The sequence below is a fragment of the Lysobacter sp. Root983 genome (genome assembly GCF_001429345.1).
Taxonomy (GTDB): Bacteria; Pseudomonadota; Gammaproteobacteria; order Xanthomonadales; family Xanthomonadaceae; genus Lysobacter.
In genome coordinates, this window is sequence record NZ_LMJO01000001.1 from 1085252 (window position 1) to 1111052 (window position 25801).

The window sequence follows — 25801 nt, forward strand, 5'->3', positions numbered from 1 at the left end:
GCGTCGCAACGCGCGAGACCGCAACGGCTGAACGGCGTGTAGGCGGATGCCGCCAGACGGGGTAGGCCCTCGCCTACCGCCCTACCCGTCTATAGGGAGGAGGCGACCGCGACGGCTCAGGCCGCCAGCGGCCGGTGGTGTTCCGGATACAGCGCGGGCAGCCAGCGCTGCGGCGTCGCCAACAGGCCCGGCACATCGGCGCGCGGCACGATCCCGTACCCGCGCGCATCGATATCCGCGGCGATGCCGCGCCAGTCCAGACGCGGCGCGGCCATGGTGCTCTCGATGGTCCAGCCGAAGCGCAAGGCGCCCAGCGCGAACATCTCGTCCAGCGGCAGCGGCCGCCCGGCGGGCGCGACGACGTAACCCTCCTCGTCGCCGACCACGAACACATCCACGCGCATCGACCGTCTCCTCGCCTCGCCTGCACCGGAGCGGCCGCGCCGCTCGATGGCGCGCCATGGTGGCGACCGCGCAAGAAAAATTTCGTGAAGAGCCGATGGCCGAACGGTGAAACACTGGCCGGCGTTCACACTCCGGTTCAGTACCGATGCTTATGCGCGCATGCGCTACGCGCCTTAGGCGGCCTCGAAGCGATTGAGCATGCGCCGCACCACCAGCGCCAGGGTGCGCCGCGACATTTCCATCGCCGCCAGGTAGTCGCCTGGACGCTCCTGCCCCATCGCGTGCTTGGCCGCGTTGACGGTGTCCAGCACCAGCACCGCGCCATCGGCGCCGACCATGTCGCTGAGCGAGCGCCGATGCGCGTCGAGGCGGCGCTCGATCTCGTAATCCAGGCCGCGCCCAGCGCGCGCGGCCACGCGCGCGAGCGTGGCGTCCAGGCGCTGGAGTTCGTCTTCGATCTGCGCGGAGCTGTAATGCATGGACGGCGGTTCCTGGGAGGGCGCGCCGGCGACGGCGGACGAGGAGCCTAGGCAGCGCGCGTCTCACCGGATGACACTGCAACGGCGGCGCGCACTTAGGCGACCACGAGTGTGACCGGCGTAGCGCGGGCGGGTTCCGCGATGCGACGCCTGCTGGTTCAGATGCGCGTCACGATCCGGCGCGGACGCCTGCATCGTCGAGCACGGGAGCCTGCCACTTGGTGTGCGCCGAGCGATGCCGCGATCCCGCCGGAGCCGACCGCACTGGATGGGATCCCTAATGCATCGCTACGACGGGGCGCCAATCCCAATACCGATGCCGGACCAAGTCGTGCCGCATCCACCATCGACACCAGGCGCGCGCGCTGGTGAAGGCGGGCGCATCCGGTCGGGCGGGATCCGAGGCTTTCGGCAGCCCCGGAAATCCGGCAAAGTGTGATGGGGATTCTTCCGCACCGACCATGCCGGCCCAGGCTCGCACGGCGCACACCTACTGCCGAATCATGTCTCAAATCATAGAAAGCACCGCCGCACGCATACGCGAGACCGTCCATTCCGCGACCACCGGCCTGGTAGAGCGCGAGCAACTGGCGGAATTGATGGTTCTGGCGGCCGTGGCGAGAGAGCATCTCCTAATCGTCGGCCCTCCGGGCACGGCGAAAAGCGCGGTCGTGAGACGGGTCGCTGCAGCGCTGGGCGGACGCTATTTCGAGTACCTGCTGGGTCGCTTCACGGAGCCGGCCGAACTTTTCGGCCCGGTCGATCTGCGCAAGCTTCGCGAGGGCACGGTCGAGACGGACGTTGCGGGCATGCTGCCGGAGGCCGAGGTCGCTTTTCTCGACGAGGTGTTCCTGGGGTCGACCGCCATCCTGAACACCTTGCTGGGCGTACTGAACGAACGCCGCTTCCGACGCGGCCATACCGATCTTCCGTGCCCGCTCCGGGTCTGCATCGGCGCCGCTAACGCGCTTCCGGAAGATGAATCTCTCGCCGCCTTCGCGGATCGCTTCCTGCTGCACCTGTTCATCGATCCGGTGCCCGATCATCGGCTCGAAGCGATGCTGACCGGAGGTTGGCAGGCAGACCAGGCGAAAGTCACGCATTTTGCCGATCTGACGGATATCGACCTACTCGGCGGCGAAGTGGCACGGGTGAATATGGACGAGGCGCGAGGCGCGCTCGCCAACGCAATCCGCAAGCTGCGCGGCGCCGGCTTGAGCTTGTCGGACCGAAGGATCGTCAAGACCCAGCGCCTGATTGCGGCCGCAACGGTCCTCGCAGGACGCCAAACCGCAACCGAAGCCGACCTGTGGCCGATCTTTTACGTGCTGCCCACGCGTGAGGCCCAGACCAGTGCGCAGGAGGTCCTTCGCGACTCCTTGGTCTCCGCCGCCAATCCGACCTTGCGCGCCGCCGTCGAGCACGCCGCGCTGCAACCGGTCTCGCGGGCGACGAGGCTGGTGGAAGCCGCGCGCAGCTGCCTGCACGAGCAGGACACGCCCTCAATGCGCACGATCGCCGAAGCGCTGTTGCGCGAGATCGACGCCAACTTCACTCCTCGCTCGCTTCCAGAGGAATTGGCTGTCGAGCGCGCTCGTCTGATCGAGCGCACCCACACAGACTCATGACCTGGTCCTGGCGGGATGAACCCGACCCGCCTCAACCCCAGGGCGTAATCGGGATCGGCTCGGTTGCCCGGCATCTGCTCACGATCGTCGAGCGGCTCGCGCAAGGCGGCGATACCGGGCTGATGGCGACAGCCAACGACGACGTATTGATACTCACGGGACCGGCGCAGCTACTGCCCTGGGCGGATGGCGTTCAATACATCGCGCCGCACGATGAAGCGACGGCGCTGTGGTTACCCGTTGCGGAACGCCCCGCGATTCCCATCGATTTGTTGGAGCAGGCGATCCGGCGCAAGCACCCCCGAATGCCCATGCTATTGCTGCGGGAGCCAGGGCAATTGGTGCCTCTGACCCGCTTGCTGCCGGCCGACGCAGGTTTGCTGCGGCAGATTCGGAGCCGCTGGCAGGGCGACCAATGACGACGAAGCTGCCGCCGGCACTTCAGCCGTGGAGTGTCTGGCTGGATTGGTTCGACCCTGAAATAGCGACGATCGTCGGCGAGCTACTGCTGCGCCTGGATCCGCTGTTGAGCCGCGGCAACAGCCGCCTTCAGCGGGGCAAGATCGAACCCGACGGCGTCGACGACCTGCGCCAACGCGGCCCTTACGAACGCCTGCTGTTGAGCGAATGGGCGCTCGCCGACGCGTTGCCGGACGAGTTCCTGCGCCGCGCCGCCTACCACGAACACCTGTTCCTCGCCCCTCGGCTGGTCACGCCCCAATCCGACGGCTTGATCGCCGTCGTATTCGACGCCGGCCCCTCGCAGTGGGGCGCTGCGCGTCTGGTGCATGTAGCGATGTGGATACTGCTGGCCCGTCGCGCGCAGGCGACGCATATGCGTTTCGCGTGGGGCTTGGCTCACAGACCCGGCGTCCTGACGGAGAACGACTCTTCCGCGATGCTGAAGAACATGCTGAGCGCCCGCACGCACGAAGTCTCGGGGGCGGACCGGCATCGAGCCTGGCGCGACTACTTCGACTCCGCCGACCTTCCCCCCGGCGAACGCTGGCTGCTGGCGGCGACCGATGAAAACGTGGACGCGTTCAGCCATGTCGGTTCAGTGCGGCGCGGCTTCGACCACCGTCTGCATGTCCGTCTTGGCAGCGCTCAGAACCGGCGCAGCGTGGACCTGCCGGTGCCGCCCGCTCAACAGGCCGCGCAGTTGCTGCGTGGCGACTTCCTCGGAAATGCCAACGCGGCCGCGCATCGAAGGACCGCAGGAAAACTGTCCCTGCGACAACCTCCCCTGCTCAGCATTGGCGGAGATTACGTCGCCTTGCCGTTGTTGGGCGAAAGCCGTGCCATGGTCATCAAGATCCAGCGCAGCGAGAAGGAAAAGCCCGCCAAACCTCGTTACGGCAACTGGTCGTCCGGAGCGCAGTTGCTTTGCGGCGCGCTCTCGGGAGGAAGCTTCGGTGGCATCGTAGCCGATGCCCATCATCTGTACTTCTGGAAAATATGGGGCTTCCAGACCGTACAACGCCCTTCCAGCCGGGAATTCACCGTCACCCCCGGGCTCGCTCGGTGGCTCAGTTGCGTGTGGCTGAACAATGGCGGAAAAACCCACCGTATCGCCGTACTGGATAACGCCGGCCGCCTGTTGACCTGGACCAACGCCAGCGCGTCCCACGGCCGCAGCGATGCCGCGCATGTGATTCTGGACGAAGCGGTGATCGCGCTCGTGCAGGCCGACCCGCAGAGGCTGATGTATGCCGCGCACAAGGCCGGCCAGCTGAAGATCAAACTCGTGCATCGCGACGGAAACAAGACGCTGGTGACGAGTCTTCCGATTTCGGGGAAACCCGCCGCGGTGTTCTTTTGCGGGGCCATGCGCGACAAGGAATGGAATGGCGCCGTCTGCCTCGAACAACGCCCCGAAGACAAGAGAAGCAAATCCAGCATATACCGCTTGTTCGAGGGCCGGCCACAGGATGGCTTTCGCGAGTACGAGCTGACTATCGCGCCGGGCTCGAAGGCACTGGGACTGATCAAGGACGGGCAAACGCATACCAAGCACATATTGCTCGCTCTCAGCGCCGATCGCCGCGGGCTGATCGGGGTCGGACCGGATGGCATCGAAGACATCTATCGCTCGTCGAGAGACATCATGGCGGTATCGCTAGGAATCGACGGCGACCTGGTCGCATTGATCAACCTCGACGGCCAACTGATCCTGCTCGGCGACGGCGGTCGCCGCTTGCTGATGAGCGTGAGCGGCCAAGCGGAGGCTGCCGATGAGTGATTCGGCCAATGTCCGCCACCCTGTGTGGCGGGGACAGCAAGCGGTGTCCGGCCTTTGGTTCCCCAACTGGATCGCACCCGATCTGCGATCGGCCCGCTTGCTCGCGGCCTGGGTGCCAGGCTGCCGCGCCTACCGCTTCGCGACCGGGGACGCGCTGTGCTTCCCCCAGCCTCGGATTCTGGTTTGCGAGACCACGCAGGGGCTGGCGCTTTGTCGCATTCAAGGCGGCATGTATTCGGCGCCGCTGACGTCTGGCGAGCTAGCCCGGCTTCCGGCCACCGATATCGGAATCGTGCAAGGCGCCCAGGTCCTCAGCCTGACGCTTGAGCAAGCGATCGAACTCGACATGTCAGCATCGATAGATGTCGGCGGCTACGCCCTGCACGATACCTACGATTGCCGCATCGCCGATGTCGCCCTGAAAGTCCCCCGACTCGACGGCAAGAGTGTGCGCAGCCTGCTGGGCGACAAGATTCCGCCACAAAGTAAGGACAGCGCGGCTCTACTTCGCGATATCGCCGATAAGCAAGCCGGCAGGGAGGTCCACAGTGGGGAACCTCGTTCCCTGAAGCATGGCATCGGCGCAGCGCGGGACAGCATCATCGGCCTGATGCTCTCGGCGTTCTTCAGGGCCGTCCCAGGCCCGGCGACCGGTGGCGCCTCGGCCAGCGCGGTTTCGCCTCGTCGACGACCGAACGGACCCCAGCCATGGCGCGAAAGAATGGCGCGTCTGGCCATGCTCTCGAAGATCGCCAAGCTGATTGGCTACCGGCAAGGCGCCCACCTGCGTCGCATGATGAATATGTTCGAGAGAGGCGACCTGAACGAGGCCCTGCGCAATGCGATACCGCTTGGCGGCCTCGCGGGCTCGTTGGGACCCGCCTTCTCGGCCGGCCAAAGACGGCAAGATCTGCGCTTGTCCACTCACCTGGGCCCCTCTTCGAGCATCGGCATCGGCGAGGACTTGCAGTCTCATCTGCGCCGCCTGTACCGGACCGCATTCGAGCGATTCGACCGCCAGGGCAGCATCGACGAAGCTGTGTTCGTACTGGCGGAACTTCTGAACGCGCGTCAGGAGGCGCTCGACTACCTGGTCAAGCATGGCCGCCACTCCCAGGCAGCGGAGCTTGCGCTGGGGTGGGATATGCCACCCGGCATGATCATCCGATTGCTCATGCTTTCGGGCGATACGCAACGGGCGCTACAGGTGGCGCGAAGAGACGACGCCTTCTCGGAGGCGATTCAGCACCTCCAAGCCTCTCATCCGAAGCTTGCGGACGAGCTGCGATTGGAATGGGGGCACGCAAAGGTGCAGCGTGGCGACTGGCTCGGCGCCGTCGATGCCATCTGGCAGCTGCCGCACGCTCGCGATCACGCCCTGGCATGGCTCAAGGCAGCGGAAGAGGCCGGCACTGAACTCTCTGCGCGCGCACTGGTGCAGCGAGCCGCCCTGCTACCGGAAACGCTGCAGCATTACGCGGCGAGGATAGAGGTTCTGTCGGACCCGCTATCCGAGCCGGGCGCCAGATCGGCTCTGGCAGGGGCCCTGCTCGTATGTGGTGGCAAGAACGAAACCTTGCGAGCGCTGGCGACGTCGGTTTTGCCCGCCGTCGCGGCGGATCGCGCGGCCGGCCAGAACAACTTCAGCAACAAGGATCTGAGCCGGCTGCTGAAAATTTCGAACGATGCCTATCTCATCGCCGATGTGCCCCGCTGGGCCGGCCCAAAGACGGAGCCGGACAAATCGCTTTGGCTACGAACCGAACCCCTAGCGCTGCAGGCTCCAAGGGCCGGTCTTCATGAGATACACGATGCCGCCGCGCTTCCCGGTGGCCGTTACCTCGTGGCACTGGGTGAATCCGGCGCTGCGATACTGGATTCGCACGGTCGGATCAGGCAACGCTACACCGTGCCCGCGTTCAAGCTGGTCCTCGCCGACAGCGGCGAAGTGGCGCTGGCCATCGCACCTCGAGAACAGGCGTCGCGTATTTCCAGATTGGACCTGGTAAACCATGCAATCGCCGATCTTGGCGTGATTGCGTTGCAGTTCGCGGCACCCCGTTTCGATGGCATCGGCTGGACCGTGGTCATGGCCAATCGCATTGTCGTAATCGATACCGCCAAGGACACCCGCGAAGTGCTCTGGCATGTCGCCGACCTACCGGGCCCCATCGTCGCCGCCGGCTTCTTCTCCGATCGAGAGATTTACCTGGTGGGCCTGACGGACGGCCTGCAAGATTGGAGCTACGCCCTGCCGGGGCGCCGCCTTCAAGCGCGCAGCGAACTCCGCCTGCACGACGACCGCCCCTTGCTACCGCATCGCCTATCCACGGTGCAGCAACCGCAGGTGCGCTTGTCAAACGGGACGCAGATCGAGCTGTGCTATCAACGCGATGGCGTCGATCGGCACTGCGTATTGAGCGAGGAAGTTCCCGCACAGGAGTTTCACTGCACTTTCGTTCCCTTCAGCCTGGGGATGATCGTCGGCTTGCACGAACCATCAGGCAGCCACTACTTCGTGGTGCGGCTGGACAATGGAACCTTGGTGGCGAAGGTGGACTGGCCGGCCGGGGCATTGGCGTTCGCGCGTGAACAAGCGGAGCACTTGTTGTTTCATGACGCAACGGGACGTCTATTGGACGTGCTCATCGCACGTTCAAGCGCGCACGCCATTTCCGTGCTTTAAATCTTCGGCGCCGCGGCACCGGCCTTCACCCGCGACCCGCGCGGCTGCGTAGCAACTCGGAGTACTTGGCGATGCTCTGGTCGATCTTGTCGATGGCGAAGCCCGCCGACTCGGCTTCCATCGCGCCGGCCGCCGCGGCGACGGCGGCAGCCGCGCTCATGAACAGGTCTGTGGCCAGAATGCCCAGCGCATCTTCCGCGGCGTTGTTCGGCGCCTGATCGGTCAGTCCCTGGGTCATCTGCTTCAGCAATACCGCCTGGCTAGCCAGGGCGAGCTGGGAGATGCCGTCGAAGTAAGCGGCCGCCGAATGCGCGACCAGGTCGGCGGCGTCGGGCGACACGCGGCGCAGGGAGGCGATCGCCTCCATCGCGGTGGCGACGGAGTCCTGTGTCCGGGCTTGAATGTCCGCGTCGATAATCGGTGCGGGAGTGATCTTGTCGTCCATGATCGGTTCCTGGAGGTGGCTTGGAATGGAAAGCTGGGCGCGGAACGCGATCGTCCGACTGGCGACGCCGGCCGCGCGTAGTACGGTTCAAGCATAGCGAATCGGCTCGGCGCGCGACGCGCGCGTCGCTAACCGGAGGGCTTCCGTGCCGCCTTTGGACGGCGCGACTGCTTGCCCAATTCGGTCAGGCGCTCGGGCGAGCCCTGGCCGTTGAGTTCGTCCAACGCCGCCTGCGGATACTCGGCGAACACGTTACCCCACCAGCGTTTCAGGCTGTTGTCCCAAACGCGCCAGCCGTCGCCCGGGACCGCCCGGCCTACATAGCGTCGTTTGCGGGCTCCCATGATCGGCTACGCCCCGCCTACTTCCACCAGACCTCGCGCATCGGCATCGCATCGGCACAGGTGCCGCGAAGCCGGTCCTGCGCGTACGGCGGCAGTTGATCCGAACGGCCCAGGTCGAAGTAGTGAAGCTGGCGCATCAGCTCGGCGAAAGACGTCGCTCGAAACGTGCCGGACCACCCCAGCAAGGCGGCTTCCATTTCCCCGTCGCGGGTGCGGGCCTGCGGGAACAGCACAATCTGCTCGTACAGGCTATCGCCGTACTTACCTACCACGAGGGCGTCTTGCAGGTAGCGCGAACGCGTCGTGGCGCTGTCCTGATCGATGCCGTAGACGAAGTACCGGTCATCGTCGGCATGCAGCGGCTGGGCTTGCGCGAGCGCCAATCCCTCCGGGTCGAGACGCGCGACGGTGTCGACCGTGCCCAGCGATAGAAAGCCGGTGCCGTGCGCGATCGTTCGCCAGTCCGCCTGCGGACGTTGCGCACGAATGAAGTCCAGATAGGAACGCGGCAACGCGACGCCGAGCGCGCGTTGGCGTTCCTCGATTGTCCGCTCCAGCGCGCCCTCCTCCAGCGGCAACGCGACCGTCGCGACCAGCGGCTCCGGGCCCGCGCTGCGCGCCTGTCCGACTTCGCGCGACCAGCAATCCAGGAACCGGCGCCAGTCCGTCGGCGTGCCTGCGTATCCGGAAACCCGTTGATCCAAGGTCATGGCGTGCTCGCTCTGGCTCGGCGTATCCGGCGGCGTTCGGGCGCAGCCTGCCAGGATCAGCAGGACCGCCACCAGAAGCCGCCGGCGCATCAGCTTATCGCGAGCAGACATAGCCTGTAACGGGCAGGCCGCGCACTGCGACCACTTTGTACTTGCGGCTGGGCGTGTTGGCGGGGATGCCGCAGCGCGCATGGAACCAGCGCAGATGCGAGCCGACGCTGCGGTTCTGCGATTCGTTTACGCTGCGCAACGACACGTCGTTGGCCGCGCCGCCTTCGCGACTGGCCGCCCAGGGATACTCGTCGCAATCCGTGCCTGCGCCACCGGCGCAGGCACGGCCCGGCCCCTTGTTCAGTCGCAACCAGGCGCGGCTGTGCGGGGGTTCCTGCCGCGACAGCATCGATGGCTTGCCCTCGCTCAGCGCGTCGCCGACATGCGCGCGCACCTCGGCGCTGTCGTCGCCGACCAGGAACATGGCGAACTGCGGCTTGCACTTGTTCTCGCCGGACTTCGCCGAGTTGATGCACTCCTCCAGCTTGGTGCGGATCAGCACGTCGGTCAGGACGTAGGTGCCGGTCACGGCCGCGACCGAGTACAGCGTCACCTTGGCGATCAAGCCCGCGGTGACCAGCGATGGCACTGCGGTTACCGACAGCTGCGCCTGGATCTGCAGGCCCATGGTCATGCCGCCCAGGTCGCTGAAATAGCCGCTGGGGTCCACGTAATAGGCCGGACTCGCGTTGGCGTACAGATACTTGTGCAGGCTGACCGGATCGCTGTCGTCGCCGGAGTAGGCGTCCATCTGGGTGAAGCGCCCGTTGGCCGGGTTCATGTAGCGCGCACGCAGATAGTAGAAGCCCAGGTTGGGATCGAGCTGCTCGCCGGCGAACAGGAACGCGTTGTCGCTGGAGCCGGTGTGCGACTCGGTTTCGCCGAAGGCCTCGAACCAGTAGCGGTCCGCCGCAGCACCCGCCGAGGTGGTCAGCAAACGCGTGCTGCCCAATCCGTCGCCGTGCAGATAGACCGTCTGTCCGCCGTCGCTGCGCCCGATGCGATCGTCGCCCATCAGGTACAGCACCGCGCGCGCGCCGGTGTGCTCCTCGATGACCTGATCGTTGCGGGCCGTCGGGTCGACCACGTAACGCGTGGTCACGCCGTTGACCGTCTGCGCCTGGCGGATGCCGGCCGGATCGTAGCGGTAAGACATCGCGCCGGTCGGCGTGACCGCATCGACCAGGCGGTCGCCGCCGTCGTAGCTGTACATGCTCAGCCCCGCGACATCGCCGCGTTCGATCAGGCTGCCGTTGGCGTCGTAACGGTACTGCACCGCCCCGCCACCGCCGACGTCCTCGCGCTGCAAGCGGTCGTTGACGTCGTAGGTGTAGGCCGTGCTGGTGGTGACGCCGGCCTTGGTCCGCACCTGGGTGAGGCGATTGCCGACCGCGTCGTAGGTCCAGTCGGTGGTGCGGTTGCCGCGCGTGCTGTCGACCACTTGCTCGCGCTTGAGCCGCTTGAGCGCATCGTACTGGTAGGTCACGGTGCGCGTCGAACCCACGCTGCTCTCCACCGCCTGGGTACGCAGGCCGGTGTTGTCCACCGTGTAGGTGAAGCCCAACAGGACCGCGTTGGCCGCGGAACGGTGGGTGAGCGTCTTCAGGCGGTTGCGCACGTCATAGGTGTAGTCGGCGCGGTTTCCGTTGGGCAACTGCAGCAGGCTGCGACTGCCGACCTCGTTGTATCCATACGTGGTGGTGGCGCCGTCGCGAACGACGGTGGCCAGTCGATTCAGCGCGTCGTAGGTGTAGGCGACGTCCTGGCTGGCGGTGGTCATGCGCAGGCGGTTGCCCATCGGATCGTACTGATACGCGATGGCCACGCCGTCGGCCTGCACGACCGAGTTCAGGCGGTCGCCGGCATCGTAGCCGTAGCTCGCGGTGCCGGCGCCGTCGGTACGCGTGGCGATCTGCCCCGTAGCGGTGTACGTGGTGACCGCGCCGGAGCCGTCGGCATGCCGCACCTCCAGCTCTCGATTCATCGCGTCGTAACGGAACTGACGCTGCGCGCCGTTGAAGTCGACATGGCCGACGCGATTGCCGTTGCCGTCGTACGCCCAGGTTTCGACCTGCCCGCCCGGCAAGGTCCGCGCGACCGGGCGGCCGGCGTCGTCGTAAGCCCATTGCGTGACGCGCCCCAATGCGTCGGTCTGGGCGATCTTGTTGCCCATCTCGTCGTAGGCGAACGTGGTCCGGCTACCCGCAGCATCCACCACCGCCGACAGTTGCCCGGTCGGCGTGTACTCGAAGGCGGTGACACGACCCATTTCGTCGGTCGTGCTGGATTTCCGGCCCTGGGCGTCGTAGCCGAGAAGGCTACGCGGGTTGTCGGTGTCGGCGGTCGTCGTGTCGGGATGGAGGGTCTCGACCAGTCGGCCCAGCGGGTCGTAGACGAACTTGGTCGTACGCGCCAGCGCGTCCTTGATGCTGGCCTTGGTGCCGTTGACGTTGTAGGCGGTGGTGGTCGACCGCCCCAGCGCGTCGGTCACGACGGTCTGCCGTCCGGCATCGTCGTAGGCGATGGTGGTGGCGTTGCCGCGCGCATCCTCGCGCCGCACCTCGCGTCCGGCCTTGTCGTAACCGATGCGACTGACCGCGCCGTCGGGCAGATGGGTCTCGATCAAGCGGCCCGCCGCGTCGTACACCATGGTCGTGGTGCGCCCGGCGCGGTCGATCGTGGCGATCACGCGGCTCTCCGCGTCGTACACCGAGCGGTCGCGGGTGCCGTCCGGATGGCGCGTCTCGACCAATTGGCCGAACGCGTCGTAGTCCATCTCGGTGCGGTTGCCGTTGGCGTCGATGTCCGCCGACTGCTTACCGATCGCGTTGTACTCCCAACGCGATACCTGGCCGATCGGATCGGTGGTGGAGGTACGGTTGCCCTTGGCGTCGTAGATGTGGCGGGTGACCAGCGAGCGGGTGCTGCCGTCCGCCGCCGTGCGCGTACGCGTCTCGGTCAAGATGTGGCCGGCATCGTCGTAGGTGTACACGATGACCGCGCCTAGGGCGTTGGTCTCGCGCGTCTTGTTGCCACGACTGTCGTAGGCGTACGACGTGGTCGTCCCGTCCGGCAAGCGCACGCTCGCCAAGTCGCCGCTGGTCGCGTAGGTGTACTCGGTCTTCTGGCCCAGCGCGTTGGTGGACGACGTCAACTGGCCGTTGCGGCTGTTGTAGACGTTGTTGGCCACCGTCGCGCCGCTGGCGTCGGTCTGGGTCAGCACCTGGCCGCGGCTGTCGTAGGTCCAGCGCGTGGTCTGATTCAGCGGATTGGTTTCGCTGATCTTGTTGCCGGCGGCGTCGTACTCCCAGCGCCAGACCTCGCCCTCGCCGTTCTCGCGGCTGAGCTCGTTGCCGTACGCGTCGTAGCCGTGCTTGGTGACCTCGCCCAGCGGATTGATTTCCTGGGTCACGCGACCGTTTTCGTCGTAGGCGTAGGTCGTCGACTGGCCCAGGCGGTTCTTGACTACCTGGGTGCGGCCGACCAGATCGACGGTGTATTCGATCCGCCTGCCTTCCGCGTCGATATGCGCGATCAGGCGCCCGTTCTCGTCGTACTCGCTACGCGAGGCGCGGACGCCGCGCGGATCGATGATGTCCTGCAGGTAATGCGGGAAACGGCCTTCCAGGTAGCCGTAACGGGTGACCTCGCCGCGCTGGTCCACCGACGCGGTCAGGTTGCCCGCGAAGTCGTAGGTGTAGTCGATGAAGTTGCCGTCGGGCAGGCGGATGGTGGAGATTCGACCCGCGCTGTCGCGGATGAACTGCACGCCCACGCCGCTGGAATGCACGATGCCGTCGCGGGTGTAGGTCAGGGTGTTGCCGTCCAGGTCGGTGACCCGGCGGATGCCGACGCCCTGGCGCAGGTCGTAGCGCATGCCCTCCTTGGTGGTCAGGGCATAGTCGTTCGGGTCCGCCGGACCGATCTCGCCCAGATCGATCAGCTGGTTGCCCGCCAGCCTGACGCTGCCCAGGGTGGTCTGCTCCAGCTTGGAGGTCGTCCCCGGCAGGGCCTCGAACACGATCTGCACGTCGATGTTGGGCACGATGAACTGGCACTCCGGCATCGCCTTGGCGCGGAACTTCTCCAGCTTGCCGTCCGGCAACGCGACGGTGACGATCGGATCGCCCTGCGGCTGCACGCACCAGTTGCTGAAGAAGCCCGAGCGATACTCGTTCAAGCTCCAGCCCAGGCCGATCGTGCGCGATTCGTGCACGCGCACGTTCTGATAGTCGACGCTCCAGCCATAACCGAAGTCGAGCTTCTCGTGGCTGCGGCGGGTGTCGTAGGTGCGCGTGACGGTGATCGGAATACCCATCACCGGGATCGACACGTCGGGGAAGCTCAGGCTGAAATGCCCCAGCTTCATCTCGCCGTCGACCACGATGCTGCTGAACGCCTTGGACTGATGGCCGGCGCTGTCCCAGGCTTCCAGCACGACCACGTACTGGCCGTTGAGCAGGCGCGTGGGATCGAGCTGCCCCAGTGTGCCGGACACCGCGGCGGTGCCGCTGGCCAGCTGCTGCGCATTGCTGCCGTCGCGGTCGACCAGATACAGCTTCCAGCCCGCCAGATCGGTGTCCTGCACCGAGCCGGTGATCGTTGTCGGCGCGGTCACCACCGCGTCGTCCGCCGGTGCGGTCAGGGTCAGGGTCGGCCCCTCGCTGCTGTTGGCGTCCAGAACGGTGAACTCACCGCTGACCTCGACCGTGTCGGTGCCGTCGCTGACGATCGCCACCAGGGCATGACGCCCGATCAGGGTGGTCTGCACCAGCGCGCGCAGGTTCGCGTCCACCGGCACCAAAGCGCCGTCCATGCGCAGTTCCACGCTGACCTGCGAGCCGGCATTGACCGGCAACACCTGCACGGTCACCACTTCGTTCGGGCCGACCTGCGGCGGCTGCACATCCAGGGTCGCGCTGAAGGCCAGGCCCTCGACCACGCGCAGCAGCCAGGCCTGCTCGGTCCACAGCGCGCCGTCGCTGACGCGCAGACGAACCGGGTAGTCGCCGATCTGGGTGGGCTGCCAGTCGATGCGGCCGGTCTGGGCGTCGATCGTCATGCCGGCCGGCGCCTGGGTCAGGCTATAGGCCAGCAGATCGCCGTCCGGATCCAAGGTCAGCACGTCGTAGCGGTAGGCACGCCCCAGCTTGGCCGAGGTGGCCGGCGCGCTATGGATCACCGGCGCGCCGTTGCCGCCGCCGCTGCTCTGCTCCACCACTTCCACGCTGAAGGTTTGCCAGGCCACGCCGCCGCGGCCGTCTGCCACTTGCACCTTGAGCGCGTGCTGCCCGATCTGATTCAGCGCCGGCGTCCACTCGATGCGGCCCGTGTCGGCCGCCATCGCCATGCCGCGCGGGTACTCGAGCAAGCTGTAGCTCAGCGCGTCGCCATCGGCGTCCTCGGCCGCGACGTCGTAGACGTAGGCCTGGCCGACGATCGCGCGCGGATTGGGCGTACTGACGATCTGCGGCGCATGGTTGACCGGATCGTTGACGTACACCGTGAAGGTTTGCCGCGCCCAACCGCCGCGGTCGTCGCGCACTTCCAGTTCGAACTCGACCGCGCCGGTCTGCGCGGCGCTCGGCGTCCAGCGCACGGTCGAAGCCGGGCCGATCGCGGCACCCACGGGCAAGCGGTTCCAGACGTAGCTCAACGGATCGCCGTCCGGATCGACGGCGGCCGCGGCGTACTCGTAGGCCTGGCCCAGCGTCATCGACAAGCCGGGCGTACTGGTGATGGACGGGGCGCGGTTGGGCGTGGCGTAGACCTTGATCGCGTAGGCCTGTTCCGCGCGCGCGTTGCGCTCATCGGTCGCGACCACCTTGACTGCGACCGGCGTGGCCGGCGCGGTACTCGGTTGCCACAGCACGGTGCCGGTGCGCGCATCGATCTGCATGCCCGCGGGCGCGCCCTCCAACGAATAGCGGATGCGTTGGCCTTCCGGATCGGTGGCGCGCACGTCGTAACGGTAGACCTGATCCACCGTCGCGGCCGTTATCGCGGTCGAAACGATGGCCGGCGCCTGGTTGGGCTCGGTCGAGGCCGCTACGTCGACGGTCCACGATTGCTGGGTGGCGTTGCCGTTGAGGCTGCGCGCGGCCAATACGAAGGTAAAGCGACCGACCTGGCCCCAGCGCGGGACCCAGGTCAGCTCGCCGGTGCGCGGATTGACCACCGCGCCGTCCGGCGCGCTGCTCAACTCGTAGGTCACCGCGTCACCCAGGTGCGGCGAGGTCGCCGCGGCCTGGTAGCGGTAGGCCTGATGCTCGGTCGCGTTGCGCGGCGCGGTGCTGGTGATGCTGGGCGCGAGCATGCGCTCGCTGACCGCCACCACCCACAGCAGCCGGGCCTGCAGCCCGCCGTGATCGGCGACGGCGATCGACGCGACCCGGCCGGACGCCATGTTGTTGCCGACTTCGCACTCGTTCTCGTCGGCGGCGGCGAGGATCACCGCGGTGACCTCCTCGCTGCCGACCGCCTCGATCGTGGTCGCCAGCTGCGCCGCCACGCTCTGTCCGGGCGCGACGGCCGGCACGGTCGCCTTGCCGATCAGACTTCCGGCATCGACGCCGCCCCGATAGAACGCGACCTCCAGCGGGCGGCTCCCGGCCGTGCCGCGATTGACGACGTCCGCGGTCAGGGTCAGGCCGGCGGCGTTCTGCACGCCGTACGGCGCCGAGACGCGCAGGTCGGAGCGGAACGTGGTGGCCTGGGTCACCGCCTGACGCTGGCCCTGCACATACAGGGCCGCGGGCGGGCGCGAAACATCGGCGGGGGTCGGCCGCAGATCGCTGCGGACCTGATCCAGCGCGAAGGCGCTCTGATGCAGCACGCGCGAGCCCGCATGCCAAGGCAGTGTGGTCGAGCCGTAGGCACGCAGGGCGTTGCTTTCGCTGACCAGCAGCATGGCATTGCCGTCGCCGTCCAGGTCCACCAGGGTCGGCGTGTGCGAGTGATGGTCGCTCATGCCGGTGAAGCGCCACAGCACCGCACCGGTACGTCCGGCCACGACCTGCACATAGCCCGGGTTGGTGGTGAAGATTTCCAATTCGCCGTCGCGGTCGATATCGGCCGCCATCGCGGCGCGCGAATTGTTCGCGCTCCAGTTGGTCGCGCCGCTGATATCCCACAGGGTCTCGCCGCCGGCGCCGGAATGCAGGCGACCGGATGCGGCCACGAAGATGTCCTCGCTGCCGTCTCCGGTGAAATCGGCGACCAGCAGCGGGCCGGCCGTGGAGACCTGCGCGGTACGCAACCACACGTTGTTGCCGTCGGCGTCCACCAGGCTCAAGCGATAGCCGCGGCTGGTGTGTTCGCTGATCGCGATGTGCGCACGCGCGCTGCCGGCCACGCGCACCGGCGCGTAATACGCATAATTGACGGTGCCGTCCAAGGCGCTGGGCAGCTTCTTGCGCAGCGCGCCGTTGGCATCGCGGATCTCGCCGCGATACAGCACTTCGCGACGGCCGTCCTGATCCAGGTCGATCGCCAGGGCCTGACCGCGGCTGTCGGCGCTGGCCGGGAACTGCCACTTCAGGGTGCCGCCAGCCGTAAACACCGACGGACCGATCAGGATCTCCGCGGTTCCGTCGCCGTCCAGGTCGCTCACGCTGATCGCGTTGTAGTTCAGCGCATTGGCGGCCACCGGCACGTTACTGACCCAGCGCGGGCTGCCGTCCGGGCGCAAGGCGACCAGGTAGCGCTGGCTGTCCACGAACAGGATCGAGACATTGCCCTGCCCTTCCAGATCGGCCATCGCCGGCTGGATGTACCAATCCGGCGTGCGCTGGTTATAGCTCCACAGGGTTTCGCCGGTGTGGGCATCGAAGGCATGCAGGCGGCGATTGCCGACGGTGGTGTCGGTCCAGCTGATCGCCACCACCGCGGTGAGGTCGGCCGAGGTCAGCTGGCCGTCCATGTTGGTGTCGAGGATCGGGCCCACCAGCGGCTGGGTCGGAAACCGCACCTTGGTGTTGGCCCAGCGCGAACCGGGCGCGAACTCGCCCAGCGCCGGGTCGCGCGCCAGGCAGAACGGATTGGCCGCCGCCATTGCGGCCGGATAGCGCGAGCTCACCGAGGCGGCGGGCCAGTTCAAGCGCCCGCTCACGCCATCGACGTCGGAACCCGGCGGCAGGATCGTGCCCTGCCACGCGAACTGCTCCAGCACGTTGACGTCGCTGACGGTGGGCGAATACGAATACGCCGAACCCAGCGTGGCCTGCAGCGCCGGCGAATTGGTGATGCGCGGCGCCTGATTGGGCAGATCGCCAAGCAAGGTGTAGACCTGCAGATCATAGTTGCCGTGCTGGTCGCGCACGCGCAGCACCACGCGCTCGCTCTTGCCGGCGAACGCGGCGGGCACCTGCCACTGCACCGCGCCGGTGGCGGCGTCGATGCTCAGACCGGCCGGGCCCATGAAGACGTCGTAGCGCAGCTCGGACGACGGCGCCGCGGTAACTTGCGTCGCGTAGGCGTAGAGCGTGCCCTGCACCGCCCGGCGCTCGGGTTCGGAGACGAAGCGAGGCGGCAGGATCGCAGCATCCACGCTGAGCGTGTAGCGCTGGCGCGCCTCGGCGCCGGCCAGGTCGCGCACCACCAGTTCCACCGTGTGCGTCCCGGCTTGCGAGGCATCCGGCACGAAGGTGAGCTCGCCGGTCAGGCGGTTGACCGCCATGCCGATAGGCGCGGTAGCCAGCGCGTAGGACATCGCATCGCCGCGGTCCGGGTCCGCCACCGTCGGCGCGTAGACATAGCGTCGGCCGACGCCGGTGGTCGCCGCCGGCGTCGAGGTGATGGTCGGCGCCTGATTCTGGTCGATCACCTGCACCGAGAAACTCTGCTCGGCGTACAGGCCGGCGCGGTCGGTGACGCGCGCGCGCACCCAGGCCACGTCCAGCGCGTTGTTGTCGGTGGCGCACTCGGCGACCTGCGTGGGTACCAGGATGCGCGCGCTCAGGCGACCCGGCTCGGCGCCGGCCTGCACCCACCACGGAACGGTCAGATGCGAGAGCGCGCCGGCCGCCAGGTCCGGCACGGCTTCCACCGACACCAGTTGGTCGTCGGCGAAGATCTGCACGGCGATCGCGTCGCCCACCGGCGCCAAGCCGCGGTTGCCGATGTCCAGTTCGATGGTGGCGCCGTTGGACGTCAGGCCGTGCACGTAGACGTCGGGCAGATTGCGGGTTGGCAGCTGCTGCAGGATTTCCTGCACCTTGATCTTCAGCAGCGCGTTGGTGAACGACTGCGCCACTCGGCCGCCGTCGCGCAGGACTTCGATGTCCCAGGCCGCGCCGCCGGTTTCCAGGGCCATGTTGACGTAATCGGCGATCGTGGTGCCGTCGCCGCCGTAGGCGCTGGCGTTGGCGCAGGTCAGGAAGCCGCCGCGGCCATCGGCCTTGTAGCCGACCTTGTGCTGGCCCAAACCCAGGGCCGCGCTGCCGTCGCCGCACTTGAAGCGAGCATTGACGACCGCGTTGAGCACGGCCTTCTGCGTGCGCATCTCGCCCAGCAGGGATGCGTAGGTGATCGACGCATCGGTGTTGTCGCGGTCTTCGTCCGTGACCAGGATGATGTTGCGCGCGGTGGTTTCGCGCAGCGGGTATTGGAAGATGGCGTGACGCACCGCGCGCCAACCGTCCTCGGTGCCGCTGCCGCGCAGCGCCAATTGCGCGCTGGCGGTGATGAATTGGCGGTAGTCGCCGGTCAGGGTGGTGCCGACGTTGATCGGCAGCGGCACCGGGTCGTAGGCCAGCAGACCGTAGCGATTGGGGACGGCGCCGTCGCCGACGCCGTTGGTGGTCAGGTGCGCTTCCAGCGGCGCGGCGAAGTCGGCGATCCAATCGTGCTCGCCCGACATCGAGCCGGATTCGTCGACCACCACCACCACGTCGGCGGCCGCGGCCAGGCTGGAGGTACGCTCGCCGCCGGCCATGCACATCGCGTTCGGCAGGCGGTTGTTGCCGGCCCAGCCGGCGCCGTTCCAGGCGATATCGCCGGTATCGGACGCGATGGTCATGCCATCCGGGCGCTTGAGCAGTTCGTACCGCAGCAGATCGCCGAGGTCCGGATCCTGCGCGCGTAGCGGGTAGAGATACCCCTCCAGTTCCGGCGCGTCGTGCACCGGCGAGGTCACGATCAGCGGCGGACGGTTGCTGCGCTCCACCACCACCACGAAGGACTGCGCATCGCTGGCACCGGCGCGGTCGGTGACCGCCACGGTTACCGGGTGCTCGCCGGCCTGGTCGACGCCGGGCGACCATTCGATCAGGCCGCTGGCCGGATCGATGCGCATGCCTGCGGGCGCGTTCACCAGCGAATACGTCAGCACGTCGCCGACGTCGATGTCTTCGGCCGTAACCGGGTAGCGGTACGGCGTATTGTCCAGCGCCCGCAGCGGCGGCACGCTGGTGATATGCGGCGGGTCGTTGACCGGCGTCACTTCGATCGCGACGGTGGCCACGTTGGAGTCGAACTCGCCGTCGTTGCTGCGGAAGGTCAGGCGGTCCGGGCCGTTGTAGTTGGGCGCCGGGGTATAGACCAGGTCGGGCGCCGTGCCGCTGAGCGTGCCGTGCTGCGGCTGCTCCAGCACTTGATAGGTCAAGCTGTCCGACTGGGTATCGGTGGCGGTGAGGCTAAGCGCCAACGAGGTGTCTTCCGGCGTCGACAGGTTCTGATCCTGCGCGACCGGCGGCTGGTTGTAGCAACGCTGGTAACCGCGGAACTCGAAGCTCAGCCAGCCATGACCGGTCAGTTGGTAATCGCGCAGGCGAATCACCGCGAACTGCTGGACGCGGTAGTCGTAGCGGTTGCCCTGTCCGCGCGTCTGCGAGTACGCGGGCACGACGATGTCGCGCCCCACCAGGGCGGCCATGTTCTGCCGCACCTGTGCGGCGTTCATCGAGCCGGGCGCGCCTTGCGCCCAGTCCCCGATGTCCAGTCGCTGATCCTGGGCGTCATCGGGGTTGCGATAGGTATCGCTGTCGCCCGGCGGTACCAGGCTGGCGGCCAGGGTGGGCGCGCTGGGTTGGCCGGACCAGGTCAGCCAGCTGTAGTTGCCGGCTCCGGTGCCGCGCGGCATGCGCTCGAACACCGTGCCGGGCGCCGCGCCTTGCAGCAGCGAGGCCGGAACCGCGATCGGATAGATGGCGCAGAAGTTCGAGTCCGGCGCGGAGGCGCCGAAGGCCTCGATCAGCCGCTGCTGGGCGCCCGACGCGAGTACCGCGCCCGCCACCACCACCGCGCCCAGGAATCCCCAGGCGAACGTACGCAAACTACGGCCACCGCGACCGTTTTCCCTGTTCATACCGCTCTCCCCAGAGCATAGCCATCCAAGCAGTCATCGCCATCCATGGCCCGATCAGGGAGCCCGGCAGAACGCTGCCAATACCCGACCTCTCGCCGACAGTCGACGAGAGGCCGCTACGAATCATGAAAGGACGAGCGATCGGCTCGCCAGCCCCTCTTCCCTACGGCACAGAGGGGACGTTCGCGTACGCCCGTCACCGAAGCCACCGGCCGCCCGCGCCACAATGAACTGCGCTTACGGGCCCCGGCACGAAGCCGCGCCAGCCCGGTAAGACGCCTTGCGATCCCCCTCTATCAGGGTAGCGCATCGGATATTACGAACAGAAGTGCATCCGCGGTCGGCTGGCCTCGTGCCTCGCCCCCAATCCCTGGAATCGAAATGCCGCGCCGTCGAACGCGCTTCGTGGGGTGCCGGAAACAGGCACCGCACCTGGGGAGCCACGACGGCGGAGTCTGGACCCCGCCGATGGCCGCGTCGGCCCAAACTCAGCGCGTGCGGTTCGCCCGCAGCCCCGCGAGCAGACGCCCGCGCGGTCTGCGCTGCGTCCGCTAGCCCATCGCCTTGCGATGCTCCGGCTGCTCGGTGGTCTGCGCGGCAGCGAGCTGGGTCTGCGCCTGGGGGCTGACTTGGGCCTGCCCCGCGACGCTCGCTGCGTCCTGCTCGCGTACCCCGCGCGCCTGATTCTCGCTGACCATCGCGTAGTTCGGACCGGTCGGGCCCTTGCTGCCGTCGAACACGAACAGGTTGCGGTCCGGCTGGCCGTTGGCGTCGACCACGGCGTTGCCGGGCTGGATGCCGGTCACCGTGTCGAAGCCTTTGAGCTTCGCGCCCGCGTACAAGTTGGCCGCCACCTGATCGTCGGCCATGCCGTGCGTGCGCATCGCCGCGACCACCTGCCCGTACATCGGATCCTCGCGCATGCGTGCGACGTTCGGATCCAGCGCGGCCAGCGCAGTACGCTCGCCGGGCGCCGCATCGGGGGTGTTCAGGCTGACCCGGCTGTCGGTGGACACCGCGCCCGGCGTCGGCAGCTTGGGGCCGATTACATCGTCCGGCGACAGGCCGTGCTGGCCCACGCGCACGCGGTCGCTCCACTCCATGTTGCCGCCGCTGTTCATCACCACCAGCTTGCCCTGATCCAGTTGCTGCCCGATCAGGTTGGCCAGCTCCTGCGGCGTCGCATTGCGATTGGCCGCGCCGATCTGGTTGCCGATGGAGTTGTTGTACAGGTCCATCGCCTCGCGGTTGGCCCAATTGCCGGGCAAACCCTCGTGCGCGGTGGTGAAGGCCTTGCCCCATTCCGGGCCGTACTCCTGCGCCAGACGCGCGCTCCAGTACGCATGCCGGAACGCGTCGCGATGACCGTCGTTGCCCTGCCACTCGCGCGCACGGTCGGCGGGAACGCCGGCCGGCACCGGATTGTCAGGAAAGCGCCGCTCGCCCTCGGCGAAAGCTTCGCGGGCGATGTCGCGGAACCCGCTCAGCCCCACCAGGCCGCGGTCGCGGGTCAGGCGGTCGAGCAAGGCCCCTTCGGTCTTGGTCATCTCGCGGCCGTCGGTGAACGGGATATCGAACGCACCGAACGCACGCGGACGATAGGTGATGACCTCATCGTCGGCGACCTGATAGTTCGTCCGGATATCGCTGAGGTTTGGACGTGGATCCGGCATCGCGCTCTCCTTTTCGCTTGCGTTCGTTCGTCGCCGCGCGATCCGCTTCCCGCGATCGGCGGCGGCTGGCCTTATCTGCGCGCCCAGCGGCGCGATGCGACGCGCCCGTCCTGGTAGCGGACCTCGTAATACTCTTCGTCGATACCGGCGTCGGAGACGCCCAGTTCGTAGATGTCCATGCCGGTCGCGGTGTTGCTGGAGTCGGGCTCGCCCAACACCATGATCACCTCGTCGCGGGTCATGCCGTCGGTGATCGCCTTGGCCAGCGCGGGCACCATCGAGCCGCGTCGGTTATCCAGCGGCTTCGCGCCGCGTTGCGATTTCCAGGCAGCCGAATCGAAGTTCGCAGTCTCGTGCATGGCGCAGGCCGATAGTAGGAGGGGGATCAACAGGACGCTTACCCGCACGCGCCGCAGCGCGAGCCGGGCGGTAACCCCAAAGGTGATCGATTGCTTGCGCATGAACCGTCCTTGGAGATGGTTGGCGTCCGGATGGCAAGAGCCTAGCATGGTCGTTTGAGGCCGTCGTGAAAGCAGAAAACCTGCACCTTTACCGCGATTTCGACGCCAATCCTGAGTTGCGACCGCATCCGCGCCACCGGCACCAGATCATGACCCATCACCGAACCGCGACCGTCGCATGAAGCGTTGCCTGCTGCCCTACCCCTGATCGGATTTTTGCGCCGCCTCCGGCCGCCAGGCCGTCGGCTAGCCTCGGATGCCCGCGGTCGACGCTAGGTGCGTTCGCGCCCAAGGCAGTAGCGCAGATCGCGCACCAGGGTGAACACCATCGCCAGCGCAAACAACAGGTGCAAGGCTCCGATCACCACGGTGCCCCAAGGTGCGGCCCATACGTCCACCAGCGCCGCCGCACCCCAGAAGCCCAGCGGGAACAATGGCAGCACCGGCACCACGCTGACCCCACCCCGCAGCTCCTTGGCGACGCCCTCACGGAGTTCCTTCGCGCGCAACTCGGCGATGGCCGCGAACGCCCAAAGCGACCAGACCGCGAACAGCAGCAGCGGTAGCCACCAGTGAGGGATCGTGATCATAGGAACAGCGCCATCGCGAATGCCCCACTACGCGCTGGGGCGTTCGCGCATCGTAGCGCCCGCCACCCAGCGAAACCATCGATCGGCCTACGGTTCGGCGGCGCGCGGCGCCGGCAGGCCGTCCGCGCTTTGTCACTAGCTATATAGACGTCCGCAGTCGAGGTCGATCGACGCGCCCATCCCCGTCGAACACCGGTCGGGGCGTCGCATCATCGGGCGCGGCCTGAACTAGCCAAGCAAGCAGACTCGGCCTGTCGGTCGACACACGCCAACGCGAGCACTGCCCTGTTGCGCCTCACTCAAGCGCGAGCTCGCTCCGCAGCGCCCCGACATAGACGCGTCCCACCGGCAGCTCCGCACCGTCGCCCAGCACCAGCCAGTAACGACTGCCCGAGCCGGCATGCAGGGTGCGGACATGGCGCAGGTTGACCAGGTAGGAGCGGTGGCAGCGCACGAAATCGGGCGGCAGCACGCCGGTCAGGCCGGCCAGGGATTTGTCGTGCAATTCGCTGCGACCGTCGCGCATGCGCAACTCGCTGTAGTCGCCGTCCGCGCGGATCCACACCACGTCGGCCAGTTCGACCAATGCCGTGCCTTGGGCGCGCCAGATGCCGAGGTAGCGGGCACGGCCGGAGCGATAACGACCGACATCGAGCAGCCGCTCGAGTGCCTGGCCGAGGCGTTCGCGCGAGAACGGTTTGGGAACGAAATCCAGCACGCCGTGCTCGAAAGCCTGCAGCGCGCGTTCGCGATGGGCCGAGACCACAACGCAGTGGTAGCGTCCGGCTACCGCACGCCGCAGCAGTTCGAAACCATCCTCGCCCTCAAGGTTCAGATCCAGCAAGATGCCGTCGTAGACGCTGCGCTGAAGTCTGTCCCCGGCCGATTCCAGGTCCGCAACCGCATCGAAACGCGCACGCGCGCCGGCCAGTTCCGTGCTCAGGCGCAACAGACGCTGGCGCACCAGCGGTTCGTCCTCGACGATCAGGATGCGCATGTCAGCTCGATCCGACCGCACCAATCGGCGCCATCGACGCCCTGGACGAAGCGCCAGCCGTCGGGATAGGCGGTGGCCAGGCTGGCCTCGATATAGCGCGTGCCGGTGCCGCGACCGCGGTGCGGCGCCGATCCGCGAGCGCTGCGCAATTCCAGGGTCCAGCGATCGTTCTGGCGATCTACTCGCAGTCGGAACGGATGCTGCGCGCAGGCCCCGGTGCCGGCGTGGGTCAGCGCATTCTCGATCTGGGCATGGAGGATGCCCGGCGGCAACGACAAGCGAGTGTCGTCGGCATCGACCTCAAGCGACAGCGGGTGATCGGAGGCCAGACCGACGATATCCAAGTGGCTGCGACACAAGGCCAATTCGTCCTCCAGCGAAACGCTTTGGCGGGTGCTGCTGTCGCGCAGCCGGTCGAACTGCTCGGCCAGCGACTCGACCAGACGGCTGGCGCGCGGCGGCGCCTGCTCGATCAACTCCTGCAGGCAGGTCAAGGTGTTCATGAGCCAGTGCGGATGGATGCCCCTCTGCAACAGCTGCAGAGAAAGCTGGGCGCGCTCTTCGCTTAGCTTCGCGTTATGGCGATCCAAGGCACGCAGCTGCGCGGCGTGGCGCAAGAGCAGGAAGCCCATCAGTATCGCCAGCAACAGGAAATATGGGCCGTCGAGGAAAGAGCTGTGCGCGACCGCCATCGCCAAAGCCCCGGTAAGCACCAGCGCCAGGATCGGTCCACGTTCCTCCTGCGCGCCCTGGACGCGCAGCAGCACGCCCGCCGAGGCGAGCAGGCTCAACAGCAGTACCGCAGCGGAACGCGCATCGAAGCCGGGCATGAACGCCGCGACCGCCACCAGCGTCGCCAGATAGGCGATGCGCACGCCAATGGGCACGGACAGGCCGAAGTGGCGCGCCAGGTAGGCCGGCAGCAACATCGCCGCCGCCAGGTGCAAACCCAGCAGAACGAACAGGCGCGGGCCATGCCACGGATAGGCATAGCCCACCAGCGCGCGCCAGCCCTCGACCATAGGCAAGGCCAGTCCAACGGCGCAGAGCGCGAGCAGCAGCCGAGCGCCAGGCCTGCGCCGACGGCCGCGCTGGACCGCCAGGAAATACAGATACGCCGCCGCGAGCGCACCGGTGGCGAAGGCGGCAATCAGCCACGGCCGCATGGCCTGGCCGTAGAGCAGCTCAGCGGGAGCCACCACGGCAAAGGCATCGGCACTGAGCAGCCGCAGGCCTTGATGCTGACTGGAAGCGAGCACGACCAGCTCATCCGTCCCGGCCCCGGCCGATGGCGGCAGCACGCGCACAATGTCGAGGCGGCCCGGACGTTCCTCCGCGACGGTGCGGCCCACGATGCCGTTGCCCGCCAACGGCTGACCGTTCCAGTAGAGCCGGCTGGCGCCGCGCAGCGAAAAGCGCAACGCGCGGTCGGCACCGCCCTGCGTCGCGGGCGTGGTCGATCGCCAGCGCAGCCAATAGGGGTCGCGCCAACCCGCAAGCACGCGTTGATCGAGCGGACGCCAATCCGCGTTGGCCGGTGGGCGCTGCGGTAGTTCGCCGGCCGCCGACATCGTCGCGGGCGCCATTTCCCCGGTCAGGATCCGCACCGTCTTCATGTCGGGCTTCGCAACGACCAGCCACGCGGCGACGGCGGCTAGCCACACGACGAGTACGGCCAAGGTGGTGCGCGAGATCTGCATGCCTCCATCTTATCGGCGGCACGGAGACACTGGACAGCCGTTTGGAGCTGTTCGGCGGACCGGCGCAGCCTGGCCGCGGCGTCGA

Annotated in this window: 15 protein-coding genes; 4 read left to right on the plus strand and 11 right to left on the minus strand. The window is 67.3% G+C overall.

Annotated elements, in window-relative coordinates; translation table 11 throughout:
* Positions 1-116: 116 nt before the first annotated feature.
* Positions 117-404 (minus strand): hypothetical protein, encoded by a 288-nt coding sequence (locus ASE43_RS04625; RefSeq protein WP_056175864.1) that lies wholly within the window; start codon positions 402-404, stop codon positions 117-119.
* 174 nt (positions 405-578) lie between these two features.
* Positions 579-884, minus strand: coding sequence for a hypothetical protein (locus tag ASE43_RS04630; protein WP_056175867.1), 306 nt, complete (start codon positions 882-884; stop codon positions 579-581).
* A gap of 503 nt (positions 885-1387) precedes the next feature.
* On the opposite strand from ASE43_RS04630, the gene ASE43_RS04635 reads away from it, so the two are divergent.
* From ASE43_RS04635 to ASE43_RS04650, 4 genes are read left to right on the plus strand one after another with little or no spacing between them, the layout of a single operon-like run.
* Complete coding sequence (locus ASE43_RS04635; protein ID WP_057159872.1) at positions 1388-2512, plus strand: AAA family ATPase; 1125 nt, start codon at positions 1388-1390, stop codon at positions 2510-2512.
* On the plus strand, positions 2509-2931 hold the full coding sequence (locus tag ASE43_RS04640; RefSeq protein ID WP_056175872.1) for a hypothetical protein: 423 nt from the start codon (positions 2509-2511) through the stop codon (positions 2929-2931). Before ASE43_RS04635 ends, ASE43_RS04640 begins: the two co-directional genes overlap by 4 nt.
* Positions 2928-4754: a hypothetical protein gene (locus tag ASE43_RS04645; RefSeq protein ID WP_057159602.1), complete on the plus strand. Its 1827-nt coding sequence runs from the start codon at positions 2928-2930 to the stop codon at positions 4752-4754. Before ASE43_RS04640 ends, ASE43_RS04645 begins: the two co-directional genes overlap by 4 nt.
* A complete protein-coding gene (locus ASE43_RS04650) occupies positions 4747-7440 on the plus strand; it encodes a bpX6 domain-containing protein (RefSeq protein ID WP_057159603.1) in 2694 nt (897 codons plus the stop codon). Before ASE43_RS04645 ends, ASE43_RS04650 begins: the two co-directional genes overlap by 8 nt.
* Positions 7441-7465: 25 nt before the next feature.
* On the opposite strand, the gene ASE43_RS04655 is transcribed toward ASE43_RS04650, so the two are convergent.
* From ASE43_RS04655 to ASE43_RS04690, 9 genes are all read right to left on the minus strand, one after another.
* Positions 7466-7885 (minus strand): hypothetical protein, encoded by a 420-nt coding sequence (locus ASE43_RS04655; RefSeq protein ID WP_200943948.1) that lies wholly within the window; start codon positions 7883-7885, stop codon positions 7466-7468.
* Between the two features lie 128 nt (positions 7886-8013).
* A complete protein-coding gene (locus ASE43_RS21120; RefSeq protein WP_082576327.1) occupies positions 8014-8229 on the minus strand; it encodes a hypothetical protein in 216 nt (71 codons plus the stop codon).
* A 17-nt stretch (positions 8230-8246) separates the two neighbouring features.
* Positions 8247-9050: a hypothetical protein gene (locus ASE43_RS04660; protein WP_157499659.1), complete on the minus strand. Its 804-nt coding sequence runs from the start codon at positions 9048-9050 to the stop codon at positions 8247-8249.
* Positions 9034-20295 (minus strand): putative Ig domain-containing protein, encoded by an 11262-nt coding sequence (locus ASE43_RS04665; protein ID WP_082607096.1) that lies wholly within the window; start codon positions 20293-20295, stop codon positions 9034-9036. Before ASE43_RS04665 ends, ASE43_RS04660 begins: the two co-directional genes overlap by 17 nt.
* Positions 20296-20846: 551 nt before the next feature.
* Positions 20847-21968, minus strand: coding sequence for a hypothetical protein (locus ASE43_RS04670; protein WP_057159606.1), 1122 nt, complete (start codon positions 21966-21968; stop codon positions 20847-20849).
* A 71-nt stretch (positions 21969-22039) separates the two neighbouring features.
* Entirely contained in the window at positions 22040-22429 is a 390-nt protein-coding gene (locus ASE43_RS04675) for a hypothetical protein (RefSeq protein ID WP_157499660.1), read from the minus strand.
* 272 nt (positions 22430-22701) lie between these two features.
* Positions 22702-23019, minus strand: coding sequence for a hypothetical protein (locus ASE43_RS04680; protein WP_057159607.1), 318 nt, complete (start codon positions 23017-23019; stop codon positions 22702-22704).
* Between the two features lie 295 nt (positions 23020-23314).
* A complete protein-coding gene (locus ASE43_RS04685) occupies positions 23315-24016 on the minus strand; it encodes a LytTR family DNA-binding domain-containing protein (protein ID WP_057159608.1) in 702 nt (233 codons plus the stop codon).
* Positions 24004-25716, minus strand: a complete 1713-nt coding sequence (locus ASE43_RS04690) for a sensor histidine kinase (RefSeq protein ID WP_057159609.1) — start codon at positions 25714-25716, stop codon at positions 24004-24006. The genes ASE43_RS04685 and ASE43_RS04690 overlap by 13 nt, the downstream gene beginning before the upstream one ends.
* Positions 25717-25801: the final 85 nt, after the last annotated feature.

Bases quoted from the DNA above. Each gene is read 5' to 3' on its own strand.
- ASE43_RS21120 (WP_082576327.1), bottom strand. From the start codon at position 8,229: ATGGGAGCCCGCAAACGACGCTATGTAGGCCGGGCGGTCCCGGGCGAC.
- ASE43_RS04685 (WP_057159608.1), bottom strand. From the start codon at position 24,016: ATGCGCATCCTGATCGTCGAGGACGAACCGCTGGTGCGCCAGCGTCTG.
- ASE43_RS04660 (WP_157499659.1), bottom strand. From the start codon at position 9,050: ATGTCTGCTCGCGATAAGCTGATGCGCCGGCGGCTTCTGGTGGCGGTC.
- ASE43_RS04630 (WP_056175867.1), bottom strand. From the start codon at position 884: ATGCATTACAGCTCCGCGCAGATCGAAGACGAACTCCAGCGCCTGGAC.
- ASE43_RS04640 (WP_056175872.1), top strand. From the start codon at position 2,509: ATGACCTGGTCCTGGCGGGATGAACCCGACCCGCCTCAACCCCAGGGC.
- ASE43_RS04655 (WP_200943948.1), bottom strand. From the start codon at position 7,885: ATGGACGACAAGATCACTCCCGCACCGATTATCGACGCGGACATTCAA.
- ASE43_RS04690 (WP_057159609.1), bottom strand. From the start codon at position 25,716: ATGCAGATCTCGCGCACCACCTTGGCCGTACTCGTCGTGTGGCTAGCC.
- ASE43_RS04670 (WP_057159606.1), bottom strand. From the start codon at position 21,968: ATGCCGGATCCACGTCCAAACCTCAGCGATATCCGGACGAACTATCAG.
- ASE43_RS04675 (WP_157499660.1), bottom strand. From the start codon at position 22,429: ATGCGCAAGCAATCGATCACCTTTGGGGTTACCGCCCGGCTCGCGCTG.
- ASE43_RS04680 (WP_057159607.1), bottom strand. From the start codon at position 23,019: ATGATCACGATCCCTCACTGGTGGCTACCGCTGCTGCTGTTCGCGGTC.
- ASE43_RS04635 (WP_057159872.1), top strand. From the start codon at position 1,388: ATGTCTCAAATCATAGAAAGCACCGCCGCACGCATACGCGAGACCGTC.
- ASE43_RS04665 (WP_082607096.1), bottom strand. From the start codon at position 20,295: ATGAACAGGGAAAACGGTCGCGGTGGCCGTAGTTTGCGTACGTTCGCC.
- ASE43_RS04645 (WP_057159602.1), top strand. From the start codon at position 2,928: ATGACGACGAAGCTGCCGCCGGCACTTCAGCCGTGGAGTGTCTGGCTG.
- ASE43_RS04625 (WP_056175864.1), bottom strand. From the start codon at position 404: ATGCGCGTGGATGTGTTCGTGGTCGGCGACGAGGAGGGTTACGTCGTC.
- ASE43_RS04650 (WP_057159603.1), top strand. From the start codon at position 4,747: ATGAGTGATTCGGCCAATGTCCGCCACCCTGTGTGGCGGGGACAGCAA.